Origin of the sequence: Streptomyces sp. NBC_00259, from assembly GCF_036181745.1 — a bacterium.
Classification (GTDB): Bacteria; Actinomycetota; Actinomycetes; order Streptomycetales; family Streptomycetaceae; genus Streptomyces; species Streptomyces pratisoli.
In genome coordinates, this window is sequence record NZ_CP108080.1 from 7,330,110 (window position 1) to 7,343,499 (window position 13,390).

Below are 13,390 nucleotides of genomic sequence, written 5' to 3' on the forward strand. Positions count from 1 at the left end.
TGCCCGTATGACGGATCCTCAGCTCGAACCGATGCCGGACGACTGGGAGCGCGCCCTCGCCGTCGTCGCCCACCCCGACGACCTCGAATACGGCTGCTCCGCGGCCGTCGCCGGCTGGACCGACGCGGGCAAGGACGTCACGTACCTGCTGGCCAGCAGGGGCGAGGCCGGCATCGACACGATCGCTCCCGTCGAATGCGGGCCGCTGCGCGAGCGTGAGCAGCGGGCGAGCGCGGCGGTCGTCGGCGTGTCCGCGGTGGAGTTCCTCGGCCACCGGGACGGGGTGATCGAGTACGGCCCCGCCCTGCGCCGCGACATCGCCGCCGCGATCCGCCGGCACCGCCCGGAACTGGTCATCACACTCAACCACCGCGACACCTGGGGCCCCGTGGTCGGCGGCTGGTGGAGCACACCGGACCACCGTGCCGTCGGCAGGGCCACCCTGGACGCCGCGGGCGACGCCGGCAACCGCTGGATCTTCCCCGAACTCCTCACCGAACAGGGCCTCCAGCCGTGGAACGGGGTGCGCTGGGTGGCGGTCGCGGGCTCGTCGACACCGACCCACGCCGTGGACGCGACGCCCGGACTGGAGCGCTCCGTCCGGTCCCTGATGGAGCACCACACCTATCTGGAGGTGCTGACGGACAAGGACCCGGAGGACTACTGCCGGGAGTTCCTGACCGGCAACGTTCGTCAGCTCGCCCCTCGTTTCGGGGGCCTGCCCGCCGTCGGCTTCGAGCTCTTCCCGCGCCAGTAGCACGGCCGTCGCCCGCGGCGGGCGGGGCGCGGGCGCCGTTTGCTCCCGGGGTCCCCGGGTAACCGCCGCGAGAGCGTCCTCGGCGAGGGATACCGTGCCTTGGCGCTGCAACTCTGGGTCTGTGGCGCGGAGTGCGCGGGCGACGCGGGGCAGGATGGTGTCGGGGTCTGGGTGGTTCAGGGCGAGTCCGATGACGGCGACGCCAACGTGTCGCTCGCCGCGCTCGAACGCGGCGTCGACGATGGCGGGGTCATCGACCCCGATCAGCCCTGTCCCGTTCTCCCAGTCCAGGACCTCGGGCTGGGTCTCCGGGATCTCCTCGTACTCCATGACCGGACCATAGGGGTGGCCTCCCACCTCAAGCCACTGTGTATTCAGTGCGGGGCTCGTCATCAAGGAACAGGCCGGCAGCTGGACCCTCACAGGCCATCTGACGCCTCAGTAAGCGGTCGGCATCGTGATCACGATGCCGACCGTTTCGTCGGTGCTACCAGGACACTTGCGGCGGTGTCCCTCACCGGGTCAGGGACTCGCCGAAGGCAATGCTGTCCAAGTGGTCCGGCGGCGGCCGTGGTACCGCGGTCGTCGTCACGGACCCCCACGCCTGGGGAGCACAGAGCGCGGTGGAGGACGCGATGAGCTGACAAGGCGCGGGCCGTCCTGCACGAGACGGGGGCGAGCCCGGCCCACCCCCTGTCCAGCGCGGCTCGGTGGCCCTGATGACGCAGAAGTTCCGCGCGGCTGTCGCCGCGGGCAGCGCCTGACGCTGGACCGGAGTATGCGGTCGGGCGGCGATCCGTTCAGACGACGGCTGGATGTCCGGCGGCCTTACCCGTGGCGTCGCGGCGCATGGCGGTCATGCTCAGGTCCGCCATGCGGGGCGCGAAGGCCACGTCGAGTTCGTCGACAGGGTGGAGCAGGCCTCGTTCGCAGGTCTCCGCCAGCCACACGGTGAAGGTGGCGGTGGGGCAAGCGGGGTTGATACCGATCTCGCCCTTGGGGAGAAAGCCGTTGAACGGCGTTGCGATCTGGTGGCTGTTCCAGTAGTTCCAGGCCCGAAGGGCCTTGGCCTGTTCGAAGGCGAGATAGAGCTGCGGATAGCGTTCCAGGATCCGCATCTCGCGGAAGAGCGTCTGTCCCAGCAGGGACGGCGCGGTCCGGGTGAGGCTGTCGAAGTCCTGATCGCGGAAGGTGAAGGCGGCGGCGTCCTGGCCGGGTTCGAGGGCCAGAGCGGTCAACAGGTGGGAGAGGCGGTCCCTGGTGTACTGCGCTGCACCGGGTGCGAGACGGGGCTCGATGCCGTTGATCAGGTCGTGCAGGCGCTGGTGCCCGGGGTGGAAGCGGGACAGATCGAACAGCTTGTCCATGCCGCTGACCGCGGAGAACGCCAGTCGCTTGAAGAGGCGGTTGTTCATCTCGCCAGCGGCTGCGTACGCCTTGGTCTCGGCGCTGGTGGAGTGAAGCATCAGGTACTCCGACAGCACCTCGAAGTACACGTAGCCCAGGAACGGCAGATACTGGGCGGCGGAGGCGAGCTGGTCCACGAACGTGCCCGGCGCGGTCCTGCGGCGCGTGGCGTTGGCCAGGGCCATGTCCAGGAAGGGGGCGGTCGTGCGGATCTGGTGCAGCGCCTTCCTGCGCAGCCGGGTGTCCTCGGCCTCGGTGAGGAAGCTGCGGTGGTTCAGATAGGTGTGCAGGTGGAGGTGGCCGAGCCGCAGGTAGTCGATGCCCTTGGCCGGCGTCGGGGCGGTGGGCGTGATCTCGATCAACAGGGTGCGGGTGTGCGGCATGTTCTGCAGGAGGTAGGCACCGAGGTTGTGCGGGCGCAGGCCGGCGGGAGTCTCGGTCAGCGGGGCGCAGTACAGCGCGGCGAGCAGGCATCCGGAGGAGGCGTACAACTGGCCGCTGGCGCGGATGGCGTCCAGCGCTGTCGTGGTGTGCATCAGGTGGATCGGGCCGCCGTCTGTGAGTGTCCGGGTCATGGCGTTGTGGGCGAGCAGATGGCCGCAGGGGGTGTCGTGCTGCAGGCGGTGGCGCCAGTCCGCCTCGCTCTCGGCGCACCCGGTCGGCACGGGCCGGGTGCGGAGGCTGGTGTAGTCGGTGTGGGCGTCGTCGAGGTCGGTGTCCACGGAAAGGTCTCCTACTGGCCGACGGTAAGACTCTGGCGGGCGCCGGTGACGGCGTGGTGAGGGGTGGCGCCGTCGAGGCGGGCCTGCTCGCTTCGCACGACGAGGGCGAAGGCTGCAGGGGGCAACCAATCGGGCACCGGGATCCGCAGCCGGCTCGTGTCCGGCCACCACTGCTGAAGCGGCAAGCGGTAGCGGTCCAGGCAGTCGGCCGCCTTGAGGACGTCGACGAGGTGCGGGGCCTGTCGGTAGGCGCGCTCCTGCCGCACGGTGAAGCGGTCGTAGGGCACGTCGTGCACGGCGATCGCTTCTGCCGCCCGGTGCAGCGAGAGCGCCGGTAACTCGCACCCCAGGGTGCGGGAGACCGTGTCGGTGTGGTCCAGGAACCACGATGCGGCGCGCGGCCCGTGCCCGGGGTCCGACCGGTCGTCACGCCGCCTGCAGTCGTGCACCGCCCCGGCGGCGCAGACCGCCGCGATGTCGTCACTGTCGAGCCCGTACTCCTGGGCCAGGAGCGCGGCGTACAGGCTGACGCGGGCGTTGTGGAGGACGCCGTGGTTGGCATCAGCCTGGCGCGGGGTTGCGAACCAGGACCTGGCCGGTACGAGCATCAGCCCCGCACGTGGGAAGCTGGGCGCGGCGTCGAAGTTCACCGGCCGGTTGTCCGCGATCCATTGAAGTGTCACCCGGTCCATCGGCTGGTGGGCGGGCAGTCGGCGCTGGGAGGCGAGTTGATGCAGGCAGGCGCGGCCGGGCGGAGTCCGATGGGTCATGGCGCCCTTCAGACAGATGGGTACGGAGCAGGCGTGAAGCTGGGCGTGGCGATCCTGACGATGGGCACGCGGCCCAAGGAATTGGCGGAGCTGCTGGCCTCGGTCCGTGCACAGACGGCCCCGGCGGTACGGACGGTAGTGGTGGCCAACGGTTGCGCGATGCCCGATCTGCCGCCGTGGGTCGAGACGGTGCAGCTGGCGGAGAACCTGGGCGTGACCGGCGGCCGCAACGCCGCTCTGGAGTACCTCGGGGACATGGATCTGGTGCTGGACCTGGACGACGACGGCCTGCTGGTCTCCGACGATGTCTTCGCCACGATCACCACGCTGTACGAGGCGGACCCCCAGCTGGGGATCGTCGGTTTCCGTATCGCGGACGAGACCGGGGTGACCCAGCGCCGCCACGTGCCTCGGCTGCGGGCCGGCGATCCGATGCGCGCAGGGCTGGTGACCGGCTTCCTCGGCGGGGCACACGTACTTTCCACGCGGATGCTGGAGGAGGTCGGCCACTGGCCGGATGCCTTCTTCTTCGCGCACGAGGAGACCGACATGGCCTGGCGGGCGATCGACTCCGGCTGGAGGGTGCGCTACGAGCCGCGACTGCTGCTTCAGCACCCGCGCACCTCCCCGGCGCGACACGCGTTCTTCTACCAGGTCAACGCCCGCAACCGGGTCTACCTGGCACGCCGTCACCTGCCCGCGGTGCTGGTACCCGTCTACCTGGGGATGTGGGTGGCCTTGACGCTGGCCCGCACCCGCAGCCTGGCCGGGCTGCGGGCCTGGTTCGGCGGGTTCGCCGAGGGCTGGCGCACCGAGTGCGGGCCTTGCCGGCCGATGCGCTGGGGCACCGTGTTCACGCTGGCCCGCCTCGGGCGCCCCCCGGTGATCTGAACCCCTCACGCAGCGGTTCGAGCCTCGGTGCGCAGCCACGCCGGAATCGCCTCCGGGGTTCGATCCAGCCACTCCAGGTAGCGGCTCACCCCGTCCTCGATGTCCACCTGCGGAGCCCAGCCCAGCACCTGGCGCATCCGGGTGATGTCGGCGCAGGCGCCGAGCGGATCGCCCTGCGGCCGCGGGGTCTCGACGATCCGGGCGCCCGGGCAGTGACGGCGTACCAGGTCGGCAACCTGCCGGATGGAAGTGGCCCGGCCAGTACCGACGTTGAGCGTCGTACGGTGCGCGCGCTCGGACACGGCCGCCAACAGGGTCGCTTCCGCGATGTCGTCGACGTGCACGAAGTCCCGGACCTGGTCGCCACCACCGTTGAGGTGCAGCGGCAGACCGAGCGCGGCCCGCATGGCGAACCAGGCCACCACCCAACTGTGGCTATTCTCTTTGACCACCTGCGGTTCCCCGTAGACGGAGAAGTACCGCACGATCGTGTACGAGTCGTCGGCGCCGACCAGGGTCAGGGCGGTCTGATGCTCGCCCCACAGCTTGGTGTTGGCGTAGACCGACCCGGGCACGAGCGAACCCTCTTCGCTGAACCGGGCTCCCGTGGTTCCCGAACCGTTTCCGATGCCGTAGACGCTTGCCGAGGAGACGAACACCAGCCGCTTCAGCGTGCCGCTGTGCCGAGCCGCGGCATCCAGAACGGACTGGGTGCCGTGGATGTTGGCGCTCAGAGCCGCCACCGGGTTGCGGGTGCACTCCGCGACGTCCGCCAGGGCCGCGGCATGGATGACGTAGTCGCTGCGCGACACCAAGTCATCCATCAGCGCGACGTCGGTGATGTCGCCGACGATGACGTCCGGGTCCCGGGGCGAGATGCCGAAAACGGAGGAGTAGACGGAGACGGATCTGCCGTAAGCGTCCAGCCGTCCCACGGCCAGCGGCTCGGCGCCGACCTCCCGGAGCTTGTGCACGATGCGGCTGCCGACCAGCCCGAAGCCGCCGGTCACTGTGACCGTGGTGCCAGACAGATCGGCAATGAGATCCCTTGTGTTCATGCGGGTCGGCCCTTCTCGACAGTGCCACGCGGCTGCACGGCATCACGCTGCCGAGGACACCACCTGCCCTCCGCCGTGCTCCAGGGGACGACTGTGTGGCCGGTGTGTGCCCGGCCCTGGTGAAGCCTCCTCACTGCCCGGCCGGGTAGGGCATCGTGGAAGGGAGGCATCGGCGATGACACCTCGGGGGCGGCATGGATCTGGACAGGCACCCGCTGGCGCACCTGCGCCGGCTCCACCACTGGTCCATGAGCGACCTCGCCCGCCTCCTGCGCGATCAGGCCCGACGGCGTGGCCTGCGCAGCGGAATCGACCGCAATCGGATCTGGCTCTGGGAAGCCACCAGCACCACGCCGAGCGAGGAGAGCCAGTCACTGCTCGCGGATGTCCTCGATGTTCCCGCCGCCACGGTCGAGCAGCTCGGATGGCCCGACTGGCTGCCCGCCTTCGAACAGCCCGCCCCGTTCAGCCCCTCGGGAAGCCGGGCTGCCCTGAGAGAGGTGCAGATCACCCGCATGGACCGACGATCCTTCCTGGTACTCAGCAGCAGCACCCTTATCGAGGTCGCCGCAGACTGGGCCCGCATCGAGCCACGTCACCTGTCCCAGGCCCTCGACGGGCAGAGCATCGACGGTGAACTCCTGACCTGGCTGGAGCAGCGGTCCGGCGAGCTGCGCGCCCTTGCCGCCGGACCGCACCCGCAGGTCTCCGGTCTCATCGACGCACACCTGAACACCGCCATCGACCTGATCACCCAGGACCGCTACACCGCGGCAGCCGGTCGCCGTCTCCACTCCGTAGCCGCCGACCTCGCACACTGCGCCGCATGGCTGCGCTTCGACGCCGACCGGCACGCCGCCGCCCAACGCCACTGGCAGGCCGCCGTTCACGCCGCGCACCAGGCCGGGGACCGCGACCTCGCCGCCGTCGCCCTGTCCGACCTCGCCTACCAGGCCACCTGGCTGTCCAGGCCCGCCGATGCGATCCAAGTCCTGGAACACGCCCGCTCCCGCACCCGTTCGCCGGCCGCCCGTTCCCTGCTCGACGTACGCCGCGCACGTGCCTGCGCCGTACTCCAGGACCACCAGGCGACCCAGCACGCGCTGACATCCGCGGAGACCGAGTTGAACCGCAGCTGCTCGCGGGACACACCCCCCGTGGTCTCCTGGATGTCGATGGCGGACGTCAACGCCGACGCCGGACGCTGCTGGCTCGACCTCGGCGACCCCGGCCGCGCCGACGCCGCGATCGGCGCCGGACTGGACGAACTCGACCCGCGCCGCTCCCGCACCAAAGCGGTGTTCCTGACCTACCGGGCCGAGGGGTCACTCCACAACCGAGACGCTGCCGCTGCCGCGGCCGATGCCCGTTTCGCGCTCGAGACCGCCCTGGATTCCGGAGCCGCTCGATGCGTCGACCTCGTCTCCGCACTCATCAGCCGCATGGACAACCGGACAGAGCAGCCAGTGATCGAGCTACGCGAGTACGCACGGGAACGACTTGTCGCATGAGCAAGCGGGACTTTCTGCAGGCTCCCTGCCAGGACGTGGTCACCGGACCCGCGACGGTGAAGGCCACGGGAAGCGCGGCGGGAGCCAGCTTCTTGGCCTGGGCGGTGATGACCGGGTCGGAATCGACGGCGTTCACGGCGGTGGCACGTGTGGCCAGGAGCCTTGCGAGGTCACCGCTGCCGGAGCCGCGGCGGGGGAGCAGGGCGTCGCGAGCCCGGGCCCGGCGACGGTCATTGCGGATCGCGGCGGCGCCCCTGCTGCCGGGCGTCGGCGGCTGCTCCGTCCTCGTGTGCTCCGTCGACCCCCGCGTCGTCCTGCGCCGCGTCCGCGTCCGGCTTGAGGGCGCGGACGAGCAGCACTCCGGCGACGATCACGGCGATGCCGAGCCAGGTCGGCCCCGAGCCGAGGGAGAGCATGAGGATGCCCACGGGGACGAGATAGCCGGCCAGCGGGATCATCAGGGCGCCCACCGAGGTCGGGCTGCCGCGGGTCGCCGTGCCGCCGGCGATCCGTTCCCGTACGACGCCGGGGTACCACTCGGTGAAGCGCAGGGCGACGATGATCGCCCCGATCTGGATGAGCCAGTTCGTCCAGATGTTGTCGCTGTCGCGGAGCACGAGGTCCCCGTAGAGGCCGGCGACCGCCGCGACGAGGAAGGCGAGTCCCCACACGGCGGTGATCACGTAGTTGGTGTGCATGAACCCGCGGGTGTTCCACAGTTCGCGGGATACCCGCTCGCGTGCGTACTGCACGGTGAACGGCACGCGGACCGCCATCGAGCCGAAGGCGATGGCCACGAGTGCGAAGTTGGAGAGTTCGCCGGAGTAGGTCTCCAGCCACCGGAGGGTGCCGTCCGAAGCCACCGCCCCGACGATCGCGAGGGCCGCGAAGAAGGCGACGTCGGCGATCTCGAGGATCTTCAGCGACGTGCCCGGGCGCCGCAGCCGGTCGAGGACGACCAGCATCACGGCGATCGCGAGGGCGATGCCGACGGAGAACTCGAACCGGCCGGGACCGACCAGGACCGAGAAGACGATCCACGGGAGCATTCCCACGATGGGGTTGTCGAGGAAGCCGGCGAGTCGGCTTCCCGCCTCGGTGCCTGCGCCGGCGTTCATGAACACGCCCTTCCGGAGACGGCCTACTGTCCAGACTGCGCCCTGACGTGCCGCCGCGCGAGGCGGCCCCGGCGGACCACGCCGTCCGACGGCGTCTGTGGGACGAGGTCGAATCGTGGCCGGTCCGGCGGTTCACAGAAGGGCAAGCGACCGCTTAGTATGCGCTGCGAGCAGTCGTACGCCCCTACACACCGCGGAGGCCCCCGAATGCAGGCATGGCGAGTGCACCGGAACGGCGAGCCGAGCGAGGTGATGCGCCTCGAAGAGGTCGACCGGCCGGAGCCCGGCGAGGGCCAGGTCCTGCTGAAGGTGCGGGCCGCGAACATCAACTTCCCCGACGCCCTGCTGTGCCGCGGCCACTACCAGGTGACGCCGCCGCTGCCCTTCACCCCGGGCGTGGAGATCTGCGGGGAGACCGAGGACGGACGCCGCGTCATCGCCAACCCCGCCCTGCCGCACGGCGGACTCGCCGAGTACGTCGTCGCCGACGAGGCCGCTCTGCTGCCCGCGCCCGAGGCGCTCGACGACGCCGAGGCCGCCGCCCTGCACATCGGTTACCAGACCGGGTGGTTCGGACTGCACCGCCGGGCGCACCTCCAGGAGGGCGAGACCCTCCTGGTGCACGCGGCGTCGGGCGGAGTCGGCAGCGCGGCCGTGCAGCTCGGCAAGGCGGCGGGCGCCCGCGTCATCGGCGTCGTCGGCGGACCGGACAAGGCCGCCGTCGCCCGTGAACTGGGCTGCGACGTCGTGCTCGACCGGCGCTCCGACGACATCGTCGCCGGCGTCAAGGAGGCCACCGGCGGCCGTGGCGCCGACGTCGTCTACGACCCCGTCGGCGGCGACGCCTACGCCAAGTCCGCCAAGTGCGTGGCCTTCGAGGGCCGCATCGTGATCGTCGGCTTCGCGAGCGGCGCCATCCCCAGCCCCGCGCTCAACCACGCCCTGGTGAAGAACTACTCGATCGTGGGACTGCACTGGGGTCTCTACAACCAGAGGGACCCGCGGGCCGTCCTGCGCTGTCACGAGACCCTGACCGAGTACGCCGCCAAGGGCCTGATCAAGCCGCTCATCAGCGACCGGGTCGCCTTCGCCGACGCCGCCGACGCCGTCCAGCGCGTCGCCGACGGGTCCACGACCGGCCGGCTGGTCGTCCTTCCGGAAGGAGCCGCGGCATGACCGACGCCGCCGAACTGCGCACGCGCACCCGCGCGCTGCTGGCCGCGCACCCGCCCGCCGAGACCGACCGCACCGACTTCCTCGAGGCCCGTTTCGACGCCGGACTCGCCTGGGTGCACTACCCCGTGGGCCTCGGCGGCCTCGACGCGGCCCGCTCGCTGCAGGCCGTCGTCGACACCGAACTGGAGGCCGCGGGCGCCCCCGACAACGACCCCCGCCGGATCGGCATCGGCCTCGGCATGGCAGCGCCCACGATCCTCGCGTACGGCACCGAGGAGCAGAAGCGGCGCTTCCTGCGGCCGCTGTGGGTGGGCGAGGAGGTGTGGTGCCAGCTGTTCAGCGAGCCCGGCGCGGGCTCCGACCTGGCCGCACTCGGCACCCGCGCGGTGCGGGACGGCGACCACTGGGTCGTCGACGGCCAGAAGGTGTGGACCTCCAGCGCCCACCTCGCCCGCTGGGCCATCCTCATCGCCCGCACCGACCCGGACGCGCCCAAGCACCGCGGCATCACCTACTTCCTCTGCGACATGACCGATCCGGGTGTCGAGGTCAGGCCGCTGCGCCAGATCACCGGCGAGGCCGAGTTCAACGAGGTCTTCCTCACCGGCGTCCGCATCCCCGACGCCCACCGTCTCGGCTCCGTCGGCGACGGCTGGAAGGTCGCGCAGACCACGCTGATGAACGAGCGCGTCTCCATCGGCGGCATGCGGCTGCCGCGCGAGGGCGGAATGATCGGGCCCGTCGCCCGCACCTGGCGCGACCGCCCCGAACTGCGCACCCACGACCTCCACCAGCGCCTGCTCACCCTCTGGGTGGACGCCGAGGTCGCCCGGCTCACCGGTGAACGGCTCCGCCAGCAGCTCGCCGCCGGCCAGCCGGGACCCGAGGGGTCCGGGATGAAGCTCGCCTTCGCACGGCTCAACCAGGAGATCAGCGGGCTGGAGGTGGAACTGCGCGGCGAGGAAGGCCTGTTGTACGACGACTGGACCATGCGCCGCCCGGAGCTGGTCGACTTCACCGGCCGCGACGCCGGCTACCGCTATCTGCGCTCCAAGGGCAACTCGATCGAGGGCGGCACGAGCGAAGTGCTGCTCAACATCGTCGCCGAACGCGTGCTCGGGCTGCCCGCCGAGCCGCGCAACGACAAGGACGTCGCCTGGAAGGACCTCGCGCGATGAGCACACAGCCCGACCTTCTCTACTCCGAGGCCGAGGACGACCTGAGGGCCGCCGTACGCTCGCTGCTCACCGACCGCTCCGACCACGCCGCCGCCCTGGCCCGCGCCGAGTCCGGGGCGCCGTACGACGAAGGACTGTGGCAGTCCCTCGCCGCCGGTATCGGCGCCGCGGGGCTCCTCGTTCCCGAGGAGCTCGGCGGTCAGGGAGCCGGTCATCGTGAGGCCGCGGTCGTGCTGGAGGAGCTCGGCCGGGCCGTCGCCCCGGCGCCGTACCTCACCAGCTCCGTCATCGCGACCGAGACGCTCCTCGCCCTCGACGTCGAGGACGCCGATGTCGCCGAGCTGATCAAGGGACTGGCCACCGGCCGGACCGCCGCGGTGCTCGCCGTCCCGCTCTCCGCCTCCGCCGGTGCGGAACTCCCCGACGGCGCCGGCGTGCGCGGAGTCGCGGACGCCGCTGCCGCCGACGTCCTGCTGGTCCTGCGGCCGGACGGCCTCCACGCCGTGGAGCGCGGCGATGCCACGGTCGAGCCCCTCGTCCCGCTCGACCTCACCCGGCCCCTCGCCTCCGTCACCACCGGCAGCGGCACGGGCATCCGCCTCGCGGACGCGCGGACGGCACGCACCGCCGTGCGCCGAGGTCTGCTGGCCGGGGCCGGACTGCTCGCCTCGGAACAGCTGGGCGTCGCCGAGTGGTGCCTGGAGGAGACCGTCCGCTACACGCGTGAACGGCACCAGTTCAACCGGCCCGTGGGCTCGTTCCAGGCGCTGAAGCACCGGATGGCGCAGCTGTGGCTGGACGTCGCGGGCGCCCGCGCCGCCGCCAGGAACGCCGCCGACGCGCTCGCCGCCGCAAGCGCCGAGGCGCCGCTCGCGGTCGCCGTCGCCCAGGCCCACTGCTCCCGGGTCGCCGTGCGCGCCGCCGAGGAGTGCGTCCAGTTGCACGCCGGCATCGGTATGACCTGGGAGCATCCCGCGCACCTGCGTCTCAAGCGGGCCAAGGCCGACGAGATCGCGCTCGGCACGCCGGGCCGCCACAAGGAGGTGCTGGCGGAACTCGTCTCGCTGCCCGCCCCTCGATGAGGCGGTAAGGGGCAGTGATCTCCCCACCCCTTTACATGCTGTTTAATTGCGTATCGTTTGCAACAACAGTTGATCTTCAGTAGGGGTGTGGGATCCATGACCGCCCGTTCGATACGCGGCACGGCCGCCGCGACCCTGGCCACCACCGTGGCCATCACCGCGGCGGCCTGCTCGAACCCGGGCAGCGCCGGACCGGGAGCCGCCAAGGACTCCGCCGTCGTCGGCATCGCGTACGAACCGGAGAGCCTCAGCCCGCTCCTGGGCTACGGCAAGGACGGCAACTCCAAGATCTTCGACGGGCTGCTCGCCTTCGACGGGGCGATGAGGCTGAAGCCCGCGCTCGCCGTCGCGCTGCCCGAGGTCGCCGACGACGGCCTGACGTACACGTACCGTCTCCGCAAGGGCGTCACCTTCAGCGACGGGAAGCCGTTCACGGCGAAGGACGTCGTCTTCACCTACCGGACGATCCTCGACAAGAAGACCAACAACCCCAACAAGACGGAGCTCGACGCACTCAAGGACGTCAGGGCCGTCGGGGACGACACCGTCGTCTTCACCCTCAAGTACCCGTACGCTCCCTTCGCCGAGCGCACCGTCCTCGGCATCGCGCCCGAGCACGTCGCCGCGAAGCAGGACGTCAACTCCGGCCCCTTCACGACCCGCCCCATCGGCACCGGGCCCTACGTCCTCACCGGCTGGTCCCGGGGCGAGAAGCTCAGCTTCAAGGCCAACCCCGGCCACTGGGGCGGAGCGCCCGCGGTGAAGAGGTTCACCATGGCCGTCATCAAGGACGACGACGTACGCGCCACCCGGTTGCGGGCCGGCGACCTCGACGGCGCCATCCTGCCGCCCAACCTCGCCAAGGGCTTCAAGGCCGACGGGAGCAGGAAGACGTACGAGGCCACGACGTACGACTACCGGACGGTGACCCTCCCGACCCACAACGAGGTCGCCGGCGACACGGCCGTACGCCGGGCCCTCGACATCGCCGTCGACCGGCGGACGATGGTCGACAAGATCCTCGAAGGGGCCGGAGAGCCCGCTTACGGACCCGTGCCGACCGCAAGCGCGTGGTTCGCCAAGGGCACCGAACGGCGCCACGACCTCGCGGGCGCGAAGAAGATCCTCGACGAGGCCGGCTGGAAGCCAGGACCCGACGGCATCCGCGTCAGGAACGGCGTCCGCGCCGCCTTCCCGCTGTGGTACCTCTCCGGCGACAAGCTCCGTCAGGACCACGCCCTCGCCTACGCCTCCGACGCCAGGAAGGCAGGCCTCGACATCAGGACCCAGGCCGGCGCCTGGGAGGTCATCGAGCCACGGATGAAGGAGGACGCCGTCCTCGCGGGCGGCGGCTCGCCCGGCGACCCCGACTTCGACCAGTACCTGCTGCTGAAGTCCACCCTCGGCGGCGACGGCTTCAACAACATGGCCCGGTACGACAACCCCGCCGTCGACCGGGCCCTCGAAGCGGGCCGCAGGACCGACGACAAGGCCGCGCGGAAGGCCGCCTACGACACGGTCCAGCGCGAGCTCGCGAAGAACCCCGGCTACACCTTCCTCACCCACATCGACCATGTGTACGTCGTCGCCGACCGCTGGGACGGGCTGTCCACCCAGGTCGAACCGCACGACCACGGCCTCGCCTCCGGCCCGTGGTGGAACGTCGAGGACTGGAAGCCGAAGAAGTGACCCGCCGCCCAAGGGGACTTCCCTGGGCGGC

General features: G+C 71.0%; 11 protein-coding genes. 7 read left to right on the forward strand and 4 right to left on the reverse strand.

Translation table 11 applies throughout. From position 1 onward, the window contains the following. Positions 1 to 7: 7 nt before the first annotated feature. Positions 8 to 757, forward strand: coding sequence for a PIG-L deacetylase family protein (locus OG766_RS32825; protein ID WP_266385244.1), 750 nt, complete (start codon positions 8 to 10; stop codon positions 755 to 757). Between the two features lie 800 nt (positions 758 to 1,557). On the opposite strand, the gene OG766_RS32830 is transcribed toward OG766_RS32825, so the two are convergent. Both OG766_RS32830 and OG766_RS32835 read right to left on the reverse strand, forming a co-directional pair. Further along, on the reverse strand, positions 1,558 to 2,886 hold the full coding sequence (locus OG766_RS32830; RefSeq protein WP_328726996.1) for a hypothetical protein: 1,329 nt from the start codon (positions 2,884 to 2,886) through the stop codon (positions 1,558 to 1,560). Between the two features lie 11 nt (positions 2,887 to 2,897). Continuing rightward, on the reverse strand, positions 2,898 to 3,656 hold the full coding sequence (locus tag OG766_RS32835; RefSeq protein ID WP_266385238.1) for a hypothetical protein: 759 nt from the start codon (positions 3,654 to 3,656) through the stop codon (positions 2,898 to 2,900). On the opposite strand from OG766_RS32835, the gene OG766_RS32840 reads away from it, so the two are divergent. After that, positions 3,648 to 4,547, forward strand: a complete 900-nt coding sequence (locus OG766_RS32840) for a glycosyltransferase family 2 protein (protein ID WP_328726997.1) — start codon at positions 3,648 to 3,650, stop codon at positions 4,545 to 4,547. The two genes, OG766_RS32835 and OG766_RS32840, sit on opposite strands and share 9 nt — an antisense overlap. Positions 4,548 to 4,552: 5 nt before the next feature. Here the strand turns inward: OG766_RS32840 and OG766_RS32845 are convergent, their stop codons facing one another. Then, positions 4,553 to 5,605 (reverse strand): NAD-dependent epimerase/dehydratase family protein, encoded by a 1,053-nt coding sequence (locus OG766_RS32845; protein WP_266385232.1) that lies wholly within the window; start codon positions 5,603 to 5,605, stop codon positions 4,553 to 4,555. 194 nt (positions 5,606 to 5,799) lie between these two features. Here OG766_RS32845 and OG766_RS32850 point away from each other — a divergent pair, with 194 nt between their 5' ends. Continuing rightward, positions 5,800 to 7,116, forward strand: a complete 1,317-nt coding sequence (locus OG766_RS32850) for a helix-turn-helix transcriptional regulator (protein ID WP_328726998.1) — start codon at positions 5,800 to 5,802, stop codon at positions 7,114 to 7,116. Positions 7,117 to 7,346: 230 nt separating this feature from the next. Here the strand turns inward: OG766_RS32850 and OG766_RS32860 are convergent, their stop codons facing one another. Then, positions 7,347 to 8,234 (reverse strand): hypothetical protein, encoded by an 888-nt coding sequence (locus OG766_RS32860; protein WP_328726999.1) that lies wholly within the window; start codon positions 8,232 to 8,234, stop codon positions 7,347 to 7,349. Between the two features lie 207 nt (positions 8,235 to 8,441). On the opposite strand from OG766_RS32860, the gene OG766_RS32865 reads away from it, so the two are divergent. The 4 genes from OG766_RS32865 (at position 8,442) to OG766_RS32880 (ending at position 13,359) form a co-directional block, all read left to right on the forward strand. Then, positions 8,442 to 9,410, forward strand: coding sequence for an NADPH:quinone oxidoreductase family protein (locus OG766_RS32865; RefSeq protein ID WP_266385223.1), 969 nt, complete (start codon positions 8,442 to 8,444; stop codon positions 9,408 to 9,410). After that, positions 9,407 to 10,588, forward strand: a complete 1,182-nt coding sequence (locus OG766_RS32870; protein WP_328727000.1) for an acyl-CoA dehydrogenase family protein — start codon at positions 9,407 to 9,409, stop codon at positions 10,586 to 10,588. The genes OG766_RS32865 and OG766_RS32870 overlap by 4 nt, the downstream gene beginning before the upstream one ends. Further along, entirely contained in the window at positions 10,585 to 11,670 is a 1,086-nt protein-coding gene (locus OG766_RS32875) for an acyl-CoA dehydrogenase family protein (protein WP_328727001.1), read from the forward strand. Before OG766_RS32870 ends, OG766_RS32875 begins: the two co-directional genes overlap by 4 nt. A gap of 96 nt (positions 11,671 to 11,766) precedes the next feature. Then, entirely contained in the window at positions 11,767 to 13,359 is a 1,593-nt protein-coding gene (locus tag OG766_RS32880; RefSeq protein WP_328727002.1) for an ABC transporter substrate-binding protein, read from the forward strand. Positions 13,360 to 13,390: the final 31 nt, after the last annotated feature.